Source organism: Brevundimonas sp. AVps31 (assembly GCF_058681355.1).
The window spans coordinates 2,100,092-2,116,175 of sequence record NZ_CM178736.1; the positions used below are offsets into that span (position 1 = coordinate 2,100,092).

The following is a 16,084-nucleotide window of genomic DNA, read 5'->3' on the forward strand; positions in this document are numbered from 1 at the left end:
TGGTCAAAATGTGGCCATCACCCGGCCCGGCCTTGAGACCACGCACGCCCCATGAAGCAGTTCTTCCTCACGATGGCCGGCGTTTTCGCGGGGCTGTTCGTCTTTTTCGTCATCGTGCCCTTCTTCTTCCTGGCGATCGCCATCGGGTCGCTGAGCGCCAAGGAGCCGGCGCCGAGCAATACGGTGCTGGAGCTGGACCTGCGCGAGAGCATCAGCGACCAGACCCCGACCAATCCGTTCGCGGTGTTCGGCGGGAGCGGGCTGTCGACGATGCAGATCGTGGACACCCTGGCCCAGGCCCAGACCGACACGCGGGTGAAGTCGCTGCTGATCCGTCTGCCCGAGGCCGGGATGACCCCCGCCGCCGCCGACGAGATCCGACAGGCGGTGCGTCGCTTCCGCAGCGCGGGCAAGATCGTGATCGCGCACAGCCAGGGCTTCCAGCCGGTCGGGACGACGGTGTCGAGCTATATGGTCGGGGCCTCGGCGTCCGAACTGTGGATGCAGAACACGGCCGGCTTCCAGCTGGCGGGCTTCTCGGCCGACACGGTGTTCCTGGGGCGCGCGTTTGAACGGTATGGCGTCAACGCCCAGTTCGAGCAGCGCTACGAGTACAAGAACGCGGTCAACGAATATACGCAGAGCGATTTCACCGCTGCCCACCGCGAGGCGATGACGGCGTGGATGACCTCGATCTACGACAGCGCCCTGGCCAATGCGGCGCAGGATCGCCGGTTCACCCTGCCGCAGCTGAAGGCCGTGATCGAAGCCGGGCCCTATTCGGCGCCGCAGGCCCTGCAACGCCGTCTGGTCGACAAGATCGGACAGGTCGAGGAGGCCGAGGCCGAGATCAAGCGCCGCGCCGGCAAGGGCGCGGAGATCATGGACTTCCACGACTACGCGGCCTCGACCGGCGAGCGCGCCGGCTCGGGCAAGGACGCCATCGCCATCGTCGGCGGCGAGGGCGCGATCGTGACCGGCCGCGCCGGCGGCGGCAGCCCGTTCGGCGGCGGCTCGTCCATCACCTCGGACGACACGGCCAAGGCCATCTATGAGGCCATCGAGGACACGGACGTGAAGGCCATCGTCTTCCGCGTCTCGTCGCCCGGCGGATCGCCGGAGGCGTCGGAGCAGATCCTGGCCGCCGTGCGCGCGGCCAAGGCCGCCGGCAAGCCGGTGGTGGTGTCGATGGGCGACTATGCCGCCTCGGGCGGGTACTGGATCAGTTCGGAAGCCAGCTGGATCGTGGCGCAGCCCTCGACCCTGACCGGCTCCATCGGCGTGTTCGGCGGCAAGTTCGTGCTGGCCGATGCGCTGGGCCGGTTCGGGGTGGACATGCGCCACCTGACCGTCGGCGGCGACTATGCGAACGCCTTCTCGCCGTCGCAGCCGTTCACGGCGACCCAACGCGCCGCCTTCGCGGCCCAGATCGACCGGACCTATGAGGAGTTCATCACCCGCGTCGCCACCGGCCGTCGGCTGGAGCCGGCCCGCGTGCGCGAGATCGCCCGCGGCCGCGTCTGGACCGGGGCGCAGGCCCACCGCATCGGGCTGGTCGATCAGCTGGGTGGACTGGAAGAGGCCGTGGCCAAGGCCAAGGCGCTGGCCCGCATCCCGGCCGACACCGACGTGCGCTTCAAACGCTATCCGGAAGCGAGCTCGCCGTTCGAGGCCCTGTCCAAGGCGTTCGGCGTCTCGGGCGAGGCGGCGCGGGTCCTGATCGGCATCGGCGGGATCATGAACGATCCGCAGGCGGAGGCGGCGGTTCGTCGCATCGAGACCGACCGGGCGCGCGCGTCAGGCGCGTCCGTGCTGGCCGAACAGCCCTATTAGGCGGAGCAGACACTCGCCTGTGAAGGCGCCGCGCATTGACGACGGCCCCCCATGGACCGACATTGACTGTACGGCGTTGTACCCGGCGCTGACCCAGGTGAAGACATGACCCCCTCCGAACGCCTCATCCTTGGCCCCGCGGCCCGCCGTCCGTCGAACGGACTGCTGGCGCCGGTCCTGTGGCTGTTCGGCCTGATCGCGACCCTGGCCGCGATGGCCGTGGGCGCTGTGCTGGCCATCGTCACCGCCGCCGCCGTCGCAGTGATCGCGGTGATCGCGGCGGTGCTGGTCTTCTTCGCCGGCCTGGCCCTGCGCGCCCGCCGCACCATGACCCGCCGCGACCGTCGCGCCGGTGACGATGTGATCGAGGCCCGCAAGGAAGGCGACGCCTGGGTCGCCTACGGCTGGGAGCGGACGGGCCGCTGAGGCCGCGCCGCCATGCTGATCGTCAAGGACGTCCCGTCCCCTAATTTCGACATGCGCCGGTCGCCGCCGGACATGCTGGTGCTGCACTATACCGGCATGCCGACCGCCGAGGCCGCGCTGGCGCGACTGACCGACCCCGGGACGAGGGTGTCAGCCCATTATCTGGTCGATGAGGACGGCTCGATACTGCGGCTCGTGCCGGAAGAGCGCCGGGCGTGGCACGCCGGGCGCGGCGGCTGGCAGGGCGAGACCGACTGCAACGCCGCCTCCATCGGCATCGAGATCGTCAACCCGGGCCATGAGTTCGGCTATCGCGACTTCCCTGAGGCCCAGATCGACGCCGTCATCAGCCTGATCTCGGACGTCCGCACCCGCTGGACCATCCCCGACGCCCGCATCATCGGCCACTCGGACGTGGCGCCCGAGCGCAAACAGGACCCGGGTGAGCGCTTCCCGTGGAAGCGACTGGCCGCGGTCGGGCATGGCCTGTGGTTTGAACCGGCGCCGGAGCGGATCGCGGCCCTGGGCGCCCCGCTGGGGCCCGGCGACGAGGGGCTGGGCGTGATCGTGCTGAGGGCCGGGCTGCATCGGCTGGGCTATGCGCTGCCGCCGGGCGGGGACTATGACGCCGCGACCCAGCGGACCGTGGAAGCCTTCCAGCGCCACTGGCGGCCGGCACAGGTTGACGGCGTCGCCGACGGCGAGACGCGGGCGACCCTGATGGGGGTGCTGCAACTGGCGACGGCGGAGAGCGTGACGGGCGTGCTGAACTGACGCCCGGTATGCGCTGTCAGGGACGATCCTGTCCGGGACTGAAGACGCGCAAAATCTCGATCTGTCGGGTCTCGAGATCTACCCGATACCAGATGCGATGACCCTCGACGGCCCGCTCGCGAACGTCGGGCGTGTCTCCGATGGGCCAGCGCAATGGCGCTGATCTGAGGTCCAGCATGGCTTTGATGATGGCGGCGTAGCGGCCGTGACCTCTGCGACCGCTGCCGGGTTGGGTGAGCCATGCGTGCGCGCCCGCGAGGTCGATCCGGGCCCGATCAACGACCCGCAACCGCAGCAAGCTCACTCGGGCTCGCGTTCAAAGGCGGCCTCGGCCTCGGCCAACTCGTTTTCAAGCCACCGGACGGCTTCTTCGCCTTCAAGGTATCGACCGGCGGCGATGTCTTCCTCGGCCTCAGCAAGGCGCGCGCGCTCCCAGGCCACGCGGGCCGCGCGCGCTTCGGCTGTCTCGGTCGCGGGGTCGACGGGGTATGTCGGCGCGGGGTGGGCCATGTCGGAAGGCTAGCACAACCGGGGCTCGCGGGCATCATTCGGTTGACCCCCGGCGTCCGGGGGGGCATCAGTCCGCCCGTCAGACGGCCGGGCGGTCGCGGCGGGGCTTGCTCCGTCGAGGAAAGTCCGGGCTCCACGGTGAAAAGGCGGCGGGTAACGCCCGCCCGGGGTGACCCGAGGGATAGCGCCACAGAAAGCAAACCTCCGGACCTGCGGGGCCGGTAAGGGTGAAAGGGTGGGGTAAGAGCCCACCGCGGGACTGGCAACAGGACCGGCATGGCAAGCCCCGCCTGGAGCAAGACCGAATAGGGATGTCGCGTGGGCTTCGGCTCACAGGGCTCACCGCCCGAGAGCATCCGGGTAGGTCGCGAGAACCGGTCAGCAATGGCCGGTCCAGAGGAATGATCGTCACCGCTTTCGGGCGGAACAGAACCCGGCTTACAGGCCGTCTGACCGTTATTTTGGCCCTAACGCTCGCGCCGCGGGCGCTCGCTGCTTGAGGGCGTTTTTGGTGCGCTAACGCTCGGCCCGCGGGGCCTCGCTGCTTGAGCGAAGATTCTGGCGCCAGAACGGGCGACCTTAGTGGGCGGCCTCCAGCGCCCTGAGCTGGTCGGCGGCGTTGGTGTTGGCGGGGTCGAGGGCGAGGGCGCGGCGGTAGTTCTCGATGGCGCGGGGCCGGTCGCCGGCGCGGGCGTAGACCTCTGCCAGGCTGTCATAGGCGTTCCCGCTGTCGGGATAGAGGCGGACGATGATCTTCATCAGCGTCAGGGCGTCGGCGGTCTTGCCGCCGCCCAGCAGGCGATAGCCCCAGTTGTTCAGGTCGCTCTCGGGCAGGGAGGCCACGCCGTCGCGGGCGACGAGCTCCGTCACGATCCGTTCGGCCCGGTCGAAGCCTTCGCTCTCCAGCCGCTCGCGCAGGGCGGTCACGCCGCTCAGCGTCATGCCGGGGATGAAGCGGGCGGCGACGGGATCGATCAGCTCCTCGGGATAGGCGCCGGCGAGATTGGTCAGGATGATCACGGCCACTCCGTCGTCCGGATAGATGGAGAAGGCGGATCGACCGCCGCCCGACATGCCGACGGACCGATGCTCCGGCCGATCGACGACCACCCAGCCATTGGCCCATTCACCGGCCCTGCCGTCGTTGAAGCGACCGGGCGTCCACAGGGCGTCCAGCGTGGCGGGACGAAGGATCTCGCCGGCCTGCAGCGCGATCAGCCAGCGCGCCAGGTCCTGGCCCGAGCTGTTGATGCCCGCGGCGGCGCGGGTGAAGGGCGGGAAGAGTTCGTGCACGTTCTGGAGGCGAGGCGGTTCGCCGCCGACGGGGCGGCCATAGCGATAGCTGTCGGCCTTGCCCGGAATGAGGTCGAGCGAGTCGCCGAACCCCGCGTGGGTCATGCCGAAGGGCGCGAAGGCGTCCTGGGCCACGACCGCCTCGAACGACTGTCCGCGCGCCTGCTCGATCATCCACTGCAGCAGCAGGTAGTTGGTCTGGTTGTAGGCGAACCGCTCGCCCGGGCCCGACCGGAGCGGCAGGTCGGCGAGGGCGGCGATGGCCGCGGTGCGGTCCTGTCCGACATAGCCGCCGTCGCGGGTGATGATATCCGGCAGGCCCGACATATGGGTCAGCAGCTGGCGGATGGTGATCGGACGCCAGGCCTGGGGCAGGTCCGCGAGATAGGTCGAGACCGGGGCGTCCAGATCCACCTCGCCGCGCTCGACCAGCCGCAGGATCTCGACCCCGGTGAAGGTCTTGGTCGCGGAGTTGATCGAGAAGACGGTCTCCGGGGTCACAGGAACCGGGGTCTGCAGATTGGCCAGGCCCCAGGCGCCGGAGAAGACGACCTGCCCGCCCTTCACGACCACCACCTGCATGCCGGGGATTGACCGAAGGGTCATCTGGCGGCCGACCCAGGCGTCCAGATCGGCGCGGATCGACTGCGGGGTGGCTGACGGGGCCGAGGGCTGGGCCGAGACCGCGAGCGGGGCTGCGGTCAGGGCGGCGGTGATCGCCAGGGCGAGGGTCAGGTGGCGATACGTCATGGCGGCTCCAATCGCGGGCCGACAAGCGACCATTTCGGGTCCGCGTCCGCCAGTGAAGCTTTGGTAATGGCGACCGGGAGCGGCGCGGATTTTTGGCCGGCGCTTGGGACGCGTGCGTCAGGGCCTCGGCAAGCGCCGCCGCGCGCGTGTTAACCGCTTGGATCGACGGGGCTGTCAGGATCCGTCCACCGCCCGTCCCCATGTGCATAGTTCACTGTATGTTCCGGTTTTTGCTGGATTTTGGGCCAGCTTGACGGTTAACGGGCGTCAACTAATCCCATTGAGGCGCAGTCAGTCCCATGCTATCCCAGACTTCAGTAGGGGTGTGGGTGCGCCGACTGGCGTCAACGGGATTATGGGGAGCGGGCTCGCAGGGGCTCGATTGGGCAGAGCGTGTTTCTCTCGACCTATGAGAAACAACTGGACGGCAAGCGCCGCCTGCTGATCCCGCAGGAATTCCGCACGGCCGACAACGGCGCCGAGCACGGCGTGTTCTGCTTCTTCTCGATCGAGTCCGATTGCCTCGAGGCCGGCGGCGACAAGCTGATGGCCGAGTATGTCTCGATGATCGAGGAGCTGCCGTTCGGCGACGACCTGCGCACCGCCCTGGAAGAGACCTTCTACGCCGGTCAGCGTCCGCTGGCCTATGACGGCGGCGGGCGGATCACCCTGCCGGAGGGCCTGTGCCAGGAGGCCGGGCTGGGCGATGACGTGGTCATCGTCGGTCTGGGTTCGCGCTTCCAGATCTGGGATCGCGCCCGCTGGAATGCGCGTCGCGACGAACGCCGGGCGCTGGCGCGGCAGGCCGTGCGCGAGCGGGGCGAGGCCGGACGGCTGGCCCTGCGGGCGCGCCGTCCGCAAGGGGAGGGCGCATGACCGCCGCTCTTCATGCCCCCGTCCTGATCGCCGAGGTGCTGGAGGCGCTGGCGCCGCAGACGGGCGATGTGATCATCGACGCGACCTTCGGCGCGGGCGGCTATACGCGCGCCATCCTGAAGACCGGCGCGACGGTCATCGCACTGGATCGCGACCCGACGGTGCAGCCGCACGCCGATGCGGTGGCCCGGGACTATCCCGACACCTTCCGCCTGATCCGCACGCCGTTCTCGGGCCTGTCCGACGCCTTCGCGCAGACCGGCGAGGCGAAGCTGGATGGCGTCGTGTTCGATATCGGCGTGTCGTCGATGCAGCTGGATCAGGCCGAGCGCGGCTTCTCCTTCATGCGCGACGGGCCGCTGGACATGCGGATGTCGGACGAGGGCGTCACCGCCGCTGACATCGTCAACACCTGGGACCACGGCCCGCTGGCCCACATCTTCAAACTGTACGGCGACGAGCGTCAGTCGGGACGGGTCGCGACGGCCATCCTGCGCCGCCGGGTCGAGCAGCCGTTCGAGCGCACGCTGGATCTGGCCGCCGTGGTGGAGAAGGCGCTGGGCGGCCGTCGCGGCGCGGCCATCCATCCGGCGACCCGGGTATTCCAGGCGCTGCGGATCGCGGTCAACGACGAGCTGGGCGAGCTGCGCGCGGGCCTTGAGGCCGCCGAGGCGACGCTGGCGCCGGGCGGGCGTCTGGCGGTGGTCACCTTCCATTCGCTGGAAGACCGGATCGTGAAGGCCTTCCTGACCGAGCGGACCGGCAATGCGCCGGCCGGCTCGCGTCATGCGCCGGTGGCGGTCGACCCGCGCAAGCCGAGCTTCACCCTGAGCTTCAAGGGCGCGGTCGAGGCGGGCGAGGCCGAGCTGGCCGTCAATCCGCGCTCGCGTTCGGCCAAGCTGCGGGCCGCGGTCCGCACCGACGCCGCGCCGTGGGGGAGGATCGCCGCATGAACGCCGCCGTCTTCAGCCACACCCTGAACCGCCTGTTCGCCTGGAAGGTGCGCGGCATTCGCTGGGTCGAGATCATCGGCGTGGCGCTGGTCGCGGCCATGATCTTCTCGGTCTATCTGGCCAAGGCCGCGGCGGCGCGCGAGAGCGCCCGCATCGCGGAGCTGGAACAGCAGATCGGCGAGAGCGGCCAGCGCGTGCGCCTGCTGCGCGCCCAGGTCGCCCGGCTGGAGCAGCCCGCGCGGCTGGAAGCCCTGTCGCGGGAGGCGGGGCTGGGCCCGGTCGACATGAAGCGGCAGGCCAGCGAGGACAATCTGGCGCATCTGGTTCCCGTGCCCGCGCCCAAGCCGGTGGTGGTCATCGCGCCGACGCCGGCTGACGCCGCGCCGGTCGCCGCCGCAGCGCCGGCCGCCAGCGCGGAGGGCGCGCAATGAGCGTTCACGATCCGCACGCCTGGGACCGTCCGGCGCAGCGCCCGGTGCGCGCCGTCTATGGCCTGCGTCGCCTGCTGCCCTCGTGGCGCTGGATCGGCGAGGCGATGTGGTGGGTCGAGCACGCCTTCGGCCGGGCCCGCGCCGATGCGCGGCCGGAAGAAGACACCCGCGTCCGCATCTTCGTCATCCTGTCGGCCTTCTCGGCGGTCTTCTGCCTGCTGGCGATGGGCGCGGTGCATGCGGCCCTGCTGACGCCCAAGGGCGTGGTCGGTCCGGGGGCCAATCCGAACGCCGTGTCGCGCGGGGACGTCGTCGACCGCAACGGCGCGCTGCTGGCGACCAATATCACCCACTACAACCTGTTCATCGATCCCAAGGAGGTCTGGGACCGCGAACTGGCCGAGGTGCAGATTCGCCGGGCCCTGCCGCGCGTGCCGCTGTCGAGGCTGCGCGACGTCCTGAAGGGCACGTCGCGGTCGCTGGTGCTGCGTCAGCTGAAGCCGGAAGAGAAGGCGGCGGTGCATGCGCTGGCGCTGGGCGGGGTGACGTTCGAGCCGGAGAATGTGCGGGCCTATCCGTTGGGCAGTTCGGCGCGGCACGTGCTGGGCGTGTCCGATACGGGGGCCAAGGGCATCTCGGGCGCCGAGCTGGCCTTCAACGACGAAATCCGCGCCGCCGGCGCCGACGGCGGCAGCTTCCCGCTGTCGATCGACCTGCGGGTGCAGGGCGTGCTGGAAAACGAGCTGTCCGCCGCCGCCTCGGCCGTGCAGGCCAAGGGCGCGGTCGGGATCGTGGCGGACGCCACCACCGGCGAGGTTCTGGGCATGGCCAGCTGGCCGACGACCGACACCCTGAACCGCGTCACCTCGGGCCACTACGAGATGGGGTCGGTGTTCAAGACCTTCACCATCGCGGCCAGCCTGGACACCGGCCTGGCGGACATGAACACCATGTTCGACGCCTCGCAGCCCTATATGATCGGCAACCGCCGGATCACCGACTTCCACGCCACCAACGAAATCCTGACCCTGGAAGGGGTCTATCTGCACTCGTCCAACATCGGCACCTCGCGCATGGCGGTGGAGCTGGGGGCGGACCGGATGCGCGACTATTTCCAGCGGCTGGGCCTGCTGGACGCCGCGCCGATCGAACTGCACGAGTCGGCCCGTCCGCGTCGGCCCGCCAACTGGGAAGACTCGACCCGCGCGTCGATGTCGTTCGGCTACGGCATCATGATCACCCCGCTGCAGATGGCGACGGCGACGGTGGCGCTGGTCAACGGCGGCTTCTATCGGCCGCTGTCCCTGCGTCGCGGCGGGGCGCAGGTCGAGGGCCGCCGGGTGGTCTCGCCCGAAACCTCGCGCGATGTCCGCGCCCTGATGCGCGCCAACGTCCTGCGCGGCTCGGGCAAGTCGGCCAACGCCAGCGGCCTGCGGGTCGGCGGCAAGACCGGGTCGGCCAACAAGCTGGTCAACCGCCGCTATGACGCGCGCCACGGCGTCGGTTCGTTCGCCGCGGTCTTCCCGGCGGACGGCCCGGACAGCGCCCGTCGCTATGTGGTCTTCGTGCTGGTCGACGAGCCGGCGGTCGGTTCGCAGCTGGGCGGCGCCGTGGCGGCGCCCGTGGCGGGCCGTGTGATCGACCGGATCGCCGGCTTCCTCGGCGTCGGCCGCGTGGCCGATCCCGTCCTCCCGCCCGCGGCGCCCGTCCCATGAGCGCCATTCGCCTGTCAGATCTGCTGCGCCGCGACGTGTCCTCGGACCCGGTGATCACCGGCGTCACCGCGGACAGCCGCAAGGTCGCGCCGGGCTCGCTGTTCGTCGCCCTGCCGGGGACCGCCGCCGACGGTCGGGCCTTCATTCCGCAAGCCCTGTCGCAGGGGGCGGCGGCGGTGCTGGCGCCGTCCGACACGGACGCGGGTCTGGCTCCGGTGCTGGTCACCTCGGGCGATGTGCGCCGGGCCTATGCGATCGCGGCGCGCAGCTTCTACGGCGATCAGCCCAGGACCTGCGTCGCGGTGACCGGCACCAACGGCAAGACCTCGGTCGCCGCCTTCTGCCGTCAGATCTGGGCGGCGCTGGGCCTGACGTCCGCGAGCATGGGCACGCTCGGGGTTTTGAAACAGACAGGTAACGTTAATCAGGCGTTGACCGGCCCCGGCCTGACCAGTCCGGACGCCGCCGACGCGGCGCGGATGCTGGCCCAGCTGGCGCAGGAGGGGGTGACCCATCTGGCGCTGGAGGCTTCGTCGCACGGCATCGACCAGCGTCGCCTGGACGGGGTGACGCTGAGGGCCGCGGCCTTCACCAACCTGACGCAGGACCATCTGGATTATCACGGCGACATGGACGGCTATCGCGCCGCCAAGATGCGCCTGTTCGAGACCCTGCTGCCGCGCGGGCGGACGGCGGTGCTGAACGCGGACTCGGACGCCTATTCGGCCTTTGCCGCCGCCAGCATCATGTCGGGCCTCGGCGTGATGGGGGTGGGCGAGCGCGGCCGGGATCTGGCGCTGGTGGCGCGACGGGCTGTGCCCGAGGGGCAGCGGCTGACGCTGGACGTGCAGGGCCAACTGCATGAGGTGCTGCTGCCGCTGGCCGGCGCCTTCCAGGCGTCGAACGCCCTGGTGGCCGCGGGCCTGTGCATCGCCGCGGGCGAGGACGCCGGGCGGGTGCTGGCGGCGATGGAGAAGATCGAGGGCGCCCAGGGGCGTCTGGAGCGGATCAACGGCGGCGTCGGCCAGGGGGAGGTCTACGTCGACTACGCCCATACGCCCGACGGGCTGGAGACGGTGCTGAAGGCGCTGCGGCCGCACGCGACGGGGCGGCTGATCGTGGTGTTCGGCGCCGGCGGCGACCGGGACCGGGCCAAACGACCCCTGATGGGCGAGATCGCGGGCCGTCTGGCCGATGTCGCCATCGTCACCGACGACAATCCCCGCTCGGAAGACCCGGCCGCGATCCGCAAGGCGGTGCGCGAGGGCTGTCCCGACGCGCAGGAGATCGGCGACCGCCGCCGCGCTATCCAGCACGCCATCAGCCTGATGCGTGAAGGAGATGTGGTGGTCATCGCCGGAAAAGGGCATGAACAGGGCCAGATCGTCGGCGGGGTGACCCATCCCTTCGACGACGCCACCGAAGCCGCCGAAGCCCTGCGTATCCATGCCTGATATCGAACCCCTCTGGACGTCCGTCGAGATCGAGGCCGCGACCGGAGGCCGCCTGTCCGGCGCCCCGTTCGAGGCGACCGGCATCACCTACAACAGCCGCGAGATCACGCCCGGCGACCTGTTCGTGGCGCTGAAGGGCGCGCGTGACGGGCATGAGTTCGCCGACATGGCCTTCGCCAACGGCGCGACCGGCGCGATCGTCGAGCGGGCGGTGAACGGGCCCGCCGTGATCACGGCCGACACCCTGCGGGCGCTGGAGGGGCTGGGCGTCTTCGCGCGCGAGCGGGCGCCGCAGGTGAAGCGGGGCGCCGTTACGGGCTCGGTCGGCAAGACCAGTGTGACCCAGGCGATCAAGGCGGGTCTCGATCTGGCCGGCCCGGCCCATGCCTCGATCAAGAGCTACAACAATCATATCGGCGTGCCGCTGACCCTCGCCCGCATGCCGCGCGGGGTCGAGCGGGCCGTGTTCGAGATCGGCATGAACGCGCCGGGCGAGATCGCGCCGCTGTCGAAATTCGTCCGGCCCCACGCCGCCTGCGTGACCACCGTCGGGCCGGTGCATATCGAGGCCTTCGCGGACGGCGAGGCCGGGGTGGCGGCCGAGAAGGCGTCAATCTTCGACGGGCTGGTCCCCGGCGGGGTGGCCGTGGCCAACGGCGATGTGGCCTTTGCCGCCGTGCTGTGCGACCGGGCCAGGGCTGTGGGCGCGCGGCTGGCGACGTTTGGCAGTGACGCCGGGCACGACGCCCGCCTGCTGGACTTCCAGCCCTTCGAGGGCGGGGCGCGGGTGAAGGCCGAACTGTACGGCAAGCTGCTGGACTATGAACTGGCGCAGTCGGGCTTCCACTGGGGGCTGAACAGCCTGTGCGTGCTGCTGATGCTGGAGGCGCTGGACGTGCCGCTGGACACCGGGCTGGAGGCGCTGGCCCATTTCCGTCCGCTGGCCGGGCGGGGCGAGACGACCGCCGTGCGGGCGCCGGGGGGCGCCTTCACCCTGATCGACGAGAGCTACAACGCCAATCCGCTGTCGATGGCGGCGGGCTTCCGCAGTCTGGGCGTGAAGCCGGTCACGGCGGGCGCACGCCGGGTCGTGGTGCTGACCGACATGCTGGAGCTGGGCGAGCAGTCGCGCGCCCTGCACGAGGGGCTGGCCGCCCCGATCGAGGCCGCCGGGCTGGACCTGGTCCACGCCGCGGGGCCCGAGATGAAGCGGCTGTATGACGTCCTGCCCGCCGCCCGTCGCGGCGAATGGCGCGAGACCGCCGCCGAACTGGCCGCCGACGCGGCGACGCTGGCCGGGCCGGGCGACATCATCATGGTCAAGGGTTCGAACGGATCGAAGGCTTCGCTGGTGGCGAAAGCTCTGGCCGCGCTGGGGGAATAAGAGCTTGTTTTACCTGCTGTATCTCTACTTCCAGGACGTGGCGCAGGATTATCCGCTGCTGCACCTGATCCAGTACCAGACGGTGCGGGTGGCGCTGGCGATGGCGACGGCGATGATCGTGGCCGTGGCCATGGGCAGCCGCTTCATCCGCTGGATCCGCACCAAGCAGGGGCGGGGCCAGCCGATCCGCGACGACGGCCCGGTGTCCCACCTGAGCAAGGTCGGGACCCCGACCATGGGCGGGCTGATGATCCTGGCGGGGATCGCGGTGGCGGTGCTGCTGTGGGGCGACCTGACCAACCCCTATATCTGGATCGTGTCGTTCGTGACGGCGGCCTTCGGGGTGCTGGGCTTCATCGACGACTACGCCAAGGTGACCAAACAGACTTCGGCCGGCCTGACCTCGAAGCAGAAGCTGCTGGCCCAGACGATCATCGCGGTGATCGCGGGCGTGCTGACCGTGCTGTGGATGACGGCGTCGCCGACCTCCCCGGGCCTCCAGACCTCCATCGCCTTCCCCTTCTTCAAGGCGGTGCTGCTGAACATCGGCTGGTTCTATGTGATCTTCGCCGCCTTCACGATCGTGGGCTTCTCCAACGCCGTGAACCTGACGGACGGTCTGGACGGGCTGGCCATCGTGCCGGTGATGATGGCGGCCGCGGCCTTCGGCCTGATCGCCTATCTGGTCGGCAACTTCATCTTCTCCCAGTATCTGGGCGTGCACCACGTGCCGGGCTCGGGCGAGCTGTCGATCTTCTGCGCGGCCATCATCGGCGGGGGCGTGGGCTTCCTCTGGTACAACGCCCCGCCGGCCAAGATCTTCATGGGCGACACCGGGTCGCTGGCCCTGGGCGGCGCCCTGGGCTCGATCGCCGTGGCCACCAAGCACGAGCTGGTGCTGGGCATCGTCGGCGGCCTGTTCGTCATCGAGGCCGCCTCGGTCATGATCCAGGTCGCCTATTTCAAGGCCACCGGAAAGCGCATCTTCCTGATGGCGCCGATCCATCACCATTTCGAGAAGATGGGCTGGCCGGAATCGACCGTGGTGATCCGCTTCTGGATCGTCGCCGCCATGCTGGCGCTGGCCGGTCTGGCGACGTTGAAGCTGCGATAGTCCGATGATCCCCGCTCCCGGCTTTGAAGGGCGGCGTATCGCGGTCTTCGGCCTTGGACGGTCGGGGCTGACGGCGGCGCGCGCGCTGAAGGCGGGCGGGGGCCTGCCGGTGCTGTGGGACGACAGCGTCTCCAGCCGGATGCAGGCGGAGGCTGAGGGCTTCGCGGTCGAGGATCTGACGGTGGCCGACTGGTCGGGGTTCGCGGCGCTGGTGCTGTCGCCGGGCGCGCCGCTGACCCATCCCAAGCCGCACTGGACGGTCGAGAAGGCGAAGGCGGCGGGCGTGCCGGTTCTCGGCGATATCGAGCTGTTCGCCCGGGCCCTGGCGGCGCTGCTGGAGGGCGAGCGGCCCCGCGTGGTGGCCATCACCGGCACCAACGGCAAGTCGACGACGACGGCCCTGATCGGCTGGGTGCTGAAGCAGGCCGGGCTGACGGTGCACGTCGGCGGCAATATCGGCATCGGGGTGCTGGCGTTGCCGGCGCCCACGAAGGACGCCGTCTATGTGATCGAGGTGTCGAGCTATCAGCTGGACCTGACGACGAGCTTCGCGCCGGACGTGGCGATCCTGACCAACATCTCGCCGGACCATCTGGACCGCCACGGCGGGATGGAGGGGTATGTGGCGGCGAAGGCCCGCATCTTCGCCCATGCCGGCCTGGCGCTGGTGGGGGTGGATGAGGCCTGGGGGCAGGGTATCGCCGCGACGGTTCCGGGCGCGCACACCGTCTCCACGGCAGGAACCCCCGCCGACATTCGCGCGACGGACGGACGCCTGGTCACCGGGACGGATGGCGACGTTGACCTGACCGCCGCCCGCTCTCTGCTGGGCCGCCACAACGCCCAGAACGCCGCCTTCGCCCATGCCGCCGCCCGGGCGGTGGGGGTGTCGCACGAGGCGGCGGTGGAGGGGCTGCTGTCCTTCCCCGGTCTCGCGCATCGGATGGAGACCGTGGGCCAACTGGGAAGGGTCCGCTTCGTCAACGACTCCAAGGCCACCAACGCCGATGCGGCGCGGCAGGCGCTGGCCAGCTATGAGCGCAGCTTCTGGATCGCCGGGGGGCGGGCCAAGGCGGGCGGGATCGACGATCTGGAGGACCTGTTCCCCCGGGTTGTCGAGGCCTTCCTGATCGGCGAGGCGGCCGGGCCGTTCGCGGCGCGGCTGGGGGAGACCCCGCACCGGATCAGCGGCGACATGGCGAGCGCGGTGAACGCCGCCTATGAGGCCGCCGCCGCGACGGGCCGGGACGAGGTCGTCCTGCTGAGCCCCGCCGCCGCCAGCTTTGACCAGTATCCCGACTTCGAGGCGAGGGGGGAGGCGTTCCGCGCCGCCGTCCTGGCCCTCGGCGCGCAACCGGCGAGCGCCGCATGAGCCAGAGCTATGTCCCTCCGTTTTCCCGCAATGACCCGGGCATGCTGGCCCAGTGGTTCTGGACGGTGGATCGCGGCCTGCTGGCCGCCGCCCTGACCCTGATGGGGCTGGGGGTGGCGCTGAGCTTTGCGTCCTCGCCCGCCGCCATCCTGGCCGACCAGTCGATTTCGGACCCCTTCCACTATTCGTGGCGGATGATCGTCTTCGCCAGCGCCGGGCTGGCGGGGATGCTGACGATGTCGCTGCTGTCGCCGCGCGGGGTGCGGCGGATCGCGGTGCTGGTCCTGCTGGGCGCGATCTTCGTGATGGCCCTGCTGCCCTTCATCGGGGACACGGTTAAGGGGGCGGCGCGGTGGATCAATCTGGGGCCGTTCAGCCTGCAGCCGTCCGAGTTCGTGAAGCCCAGCCTGATCGTCTTCGCCGCCTGGATGTTCGCCGAGGCGCAGAAGGGGCAGGGGGTGCCGGGCGTCAGCATCGCCTTCGGGGCCTGGGCGATCGTGGTCGGCCTGCTGCTGATCCAGCCAGACATCGGCCAGACCCTGCTGATCACCACCACCTTCATGGCCGTCTTCTTCATGGCGGGGGTGCCGCTGAAATGGGTGATGGCGCTGGCCGCCGCGGGCGGCGCGGGGGTCGTCGGCCTGTTCTTCACCTTCAGCCACATGCGCGACCGCCTGAGCCGTTTCGGCTCGGACGACGCGGGCGCGACCTATCAGATCGACCGGGCGTCAGAGGCCATTCGCGCGGGTGGACTGGTCGGGCGCGGGGTGGGCGAGGGCGTGATGAAGCGTTCGGTCCCCGACCTGCACACCGACTTCATCTATTCGGTCGGCGCCGAGGAGTTCGGCCTGGTGCTGAGCCTGATCATGATCGCCCTGTACGCCTTCGTGGTGATCCGGGGGATGCGGCTGGCGATGAAGCTGACCGACCCGTTCGAGCAGGTGGCGGCGGCGGGGCTGTTCATGCTGATCGGGCTGCAGGCCAGCATCAATATCGCCGTGAACCTGAACCTGATCCCGACCAAGGGGATGACCCTGCCCTTCATCAGCTATGGCGGGTCGTCGATGCTGGCGATGGGGCTGACCATGGGCTTCGCCCTGAGCCTGACCCGCCGCCGCCCGGGCGCCTATGAGCCGGGCGCGACCCTCGGCCAACGCCGCCGCATCCTGCCCTAGAAGTGATGGGTGAGTAGTGATTAG

15 protein-coding genes and 1 other RNA gene are annotated in these 16,084 nt (G+C 70.1%); 13 read left to right on the forward strand and 3 right to left on the reverse strand.

The window, feature by feature from the left end; genetic code table 11:
• Positions 1-51 precede the first annotated feature (51 nt).
• The 3 genes from sppA to ACW174_RS10190 all read left to right on the forward strand — a co-directional run bounded on the left by sppA (position 52) and on the right by ACW174_RS10190 (position 3,033).
• Positions 52-1,833, forward strand: a complete 1,782-nt coding sequence (sppA, locus tag ACW174_RS10180) for a signal peptide peptidase SppA (protein ID WP_492014317.1) — start codon at positions 52-54, stop codon at positions 1,831-1,833.
• 105 nt (positions 1,834-1,938) lie between these two features.
• Complete coding sequence (locus tag ACW174_RS10185; protein WP_492014318.1) at positions 1,939-2,259, forward strand: hypothetical protein; 321 nt, start codon at positions 1,939-1,941, stop codon at positions 2,257-2,259.
• Between the two features lie 12 nt (positions 2,260-2,271).
• On the forward strand, positions 2,272-3,033 hold the full coding sequence (locus ACW174_RS10190) for an N-acetylmuramoyl-L-alanine amidase (RefSeq protein WP_492014319.1): 762 nt from the start codon (positions 2,272-2,274) through the stop codon (positions 3,031-3,033).
• 16 nt (positions 3,034-3,049) lie between these two features.
• On the opposite strand, the gene ACW174_RS10195 is transcribed toward ACW174_RS10190, so the two are convergent.
• Positions 3,050-3,337 carry a type II toxin-antitoxin system RelE/ParE family toxin gene (locus ACW174_RS10195; RefSeq protein WP_492014320.1) on the reverse strand — a complete coding sequence of 96 codons (288 nt, stop codon included), beginning with the start codon at positions 3,335-3,337 and terminating at the stop codon, positions 3,050-3,052.
• Positions 3,334-3,543: a hypothetical protein gene (locus ACW174_RS10200; protein ID WP_492014321.1), complete on the reverse strand. Its 210-nt coding sequence runs from the start codon at positions 3,541-3,543 to the stop codon at positions 3,334-3,336. Before ACW174_RS10200 ends, ACW174_RS10195 begins: the two co-directional genes overlap by 4 nt.
• 79 nt (positions 3,544-3,622) lie before the next feature.
• Here ACW174_RS10200 and rnpB point away from each other — a divergent pair.
• An RNA gene (gene rnpB / locus ACW174_RS10205) (RNase P RNA component class A) lies at positions 3,623-4,000 on the forward strand.
• 122 nt (positions 4,001-4,122) lie between these two features.
• Here the strand turns inward: rnpB and ACW174_RS10210 are convergent.
• Complete coding sequence (locus tag ACW174_RS10210; protein ID WP_492014322.1) at positions 4,123-5,586, reverse strand: serine hydrolase; 1,464 nt, start codon at positions 5,584-5,586, stop codon at positions 4,123-4,125.
• A 393-nt stretch (positions 5,587-5,979) separates the two neighbouring features.
• On the opposite strand from ACW174_RS10210, the gene ACW174_RS10215 reads away from it, so the two are divergent.
• From ACW174_RS10215 to ACW174_RS10255, 9 genes are all read left to right on the forward strand, one after another.
• A complete protein-coding gene (locus ACW174_RS10215; RefSeq protein WP_492014323.1) occupies positions 5,980-6,462 on the forward strand; it encodes a division/cell wall cluster transcriptional repressor MraZ in 483 nt (160 codons plus the stop codon).
• Entirely contained in the window at positions 6,459-7,415 is a 957-nt protein-coding gene (rsmH, locus tag ACW174_RS10220; protein ID WP_492014324.1) for a 16S rRNA (cytosine(1402)-N(4))-methyltransferase RsmH, read from the forward strand. Before ACW174_RS10215 ends, rsmH begins: the two co-directional genes overlap by 4 nt.
• Positions 7,412-7,846: a cell division protein FtsL gene (gene ftsL, locus ACW174_RS10225; RefSeq protein ID WP_492014325.1), complete on the forward strand. Its 435-nt coding sequence runs from the start codon at positions 7,412-7,414 to the stop codon at positions 7,844-7,846. Before rsmH ends, ftsL begins: the two co-directional genes overlap by 4 nt.
• A gap of 104 nt (positions 7,847-7,950) precedes the next feature.
• Entirely contained in the window at positions 7,951-9,561 is a 1,611-nt protein-coding gene (locus ACW174_RS10230; protein ID WP_492017269.1) for a peptidoglycan D,D-transpeptidase FtsI family protein, read from the forward strand.
• Complete coding sequence (locus ACW174_RS10235; RefSeq protein WP_492014326.1) at positions 9,558-11,015, forward strand: UDP-N-acetylmuramoyl-L-alanyl-D-glutamate--2,6-diaminopimelate ligase; 1,458 nt, start codon at positions 9,558-9,560, stop codon at positions 11,013-11,015. Before ACW174_RS10230 ends, ACW174_RS10235 begins: the two co-directional genes overlap by 4 nt.
• Complete coding sequence (locus ACW174_RS10240) at positions 11,008-12,399, forward strand: UDP-N-acetylmuramoyl-tripeptide--D-alanyl-D-alanine ligase (protein ID WP_492014327.1); 1,392 nt, start codon at positions 11,008-11,010, stop codon at positions 12,397-12,399. The genes ACW174_RS10235 and ACW174_RS10240 overlap by 8 nt, the downstream gene beginning before the upstream one ends.
• A 4-nt stretch (positions 12,400-12,403) precedes the next feature.
• Positions 12,404-13,513, forward strand: a complete 1,110-nt coding sequence (gene mraY, locus ACW174_RS10245; protein WP_492014328.1) for a phospho-N-acetylmuramoyl-pentapeptide-transferase — start codon at positions 12,404-12,406, stop codon at positions 13,511-13,513.
• Positions 13,514-13,517: 4 nt separating this feature from the next.
• A complete protein-coding gene (gene murD / locus ACW174_RS10250; protein ID WP_492014329.1) occupies positions 13,518-14,885 on the forward strand; it encodes a UDP-N-acetylmuramoyl-L-alanine--D-glutamate ligase in 1,368 nt (455 codons plus the stop codon).
• Positions 14,882-16,060, forward strand: coding sequence for an FtsW/RodA/SpoVE family cell cycle protein (locus ACW174_RS10255; RefSeq protein ID WP_492014330.1), 1,179 nt, complete (start codon positions 14,882-14,884; stop codon positions 16,058-16,060). Before murD ends, ACW174_RS10255 begins: the two co-directional genes overlap by 4 nt.
• Positions 16,061-16,084 lie beyond the last annotated feature (24 nt).

Excerpts from the sequence above, each read along its gene's own strand:
- ACW174_RS10210 (WP_492014322.1), bottom strand. The coding sequence starts at position 5,586 with ATGACGTATCGCCACCTGACCCTCGCCCTGGCGATCACCGCCGCCCTG.
- ACW174_RS10235 (WP_492014326.1), top strand. The coding sequence starts at position 9,558 with ATGAGCGCCATTCGCCTGTCAGATCTGCTGCGCCGCGACGTGTCCTCG.
- ACW174_RS10255 (WP_492014330.1), top strand. The coding sequence starts at position 14,882 with ATGAGCCAGAGCTATGTCCCTCCGTTTTCCCGCAATGACCCGGGCATG.
- ACW174_RS10240 (WP_492014327.1), top strand. The coding sequence starts at position 11,008 with ATGCCTGATATCGAACCCCTCTGGACGTCCGTCGAGATCGAGGCCGCG.
- ftsL (WP_492014325.1), top strand. The coding sequence starts at position 7,412 with ATGAACGCCGCCGTCTTCAGCCACACCCTGAACCGCCTGTTCGCCTGG.
- sppA (WP_492014317.1), top strand. The coding sequence starts at position 52 with ATGAAGCAGTTCTTCCTCACGATGGCCGGCGTTTTCGCGGGGCTGTTC.
- ACW174_RS10230 (WP_492017269.1), top strand. The coding sequence starts at position 7,951 with ATGTGGTGGGTCGAGCACGCCTTCGGCCGGGCCCGCGCCGATGCGCGG.
- ACW174_RS10190 (WP_492014319.1), top strand. The coding sequence starts at position 2,272 with ATGCTGATCGTCAAGGACGTCCCGTCCCCTAATTTCGACATGCGCCGG.
- ACW174_RS10185 (WP_492014318.1), top strand. The coding sequence starts at position 1,939 with ATGACCCCCTCCGAACGCCTCATCCTTGGCCCCGCGGCCCGCCGTCCG.
- rsmH (WP_492014324.1), top strand. The coding sequence starts at position 6,459 with ATGACCGCCGCTCTTCATGCCCCCGTCCTGATCGCCGAGGTGCTGGAG.
- murD (WP_492014329.1), top strand. The coding sequence starts at position 13,518 with ATGATCCCCGCTCCCGGCTTTGAAGGGCGGCGTATCGCGGTCTTCGGC.
- ACW174_RS10200 (WP_492014321.1), bottom strand. The coding sequence starts at position 3,543 with ATGGCCCACCCCGCGCCGACATACCCCGTCGACCCCGCGACCGAGACA.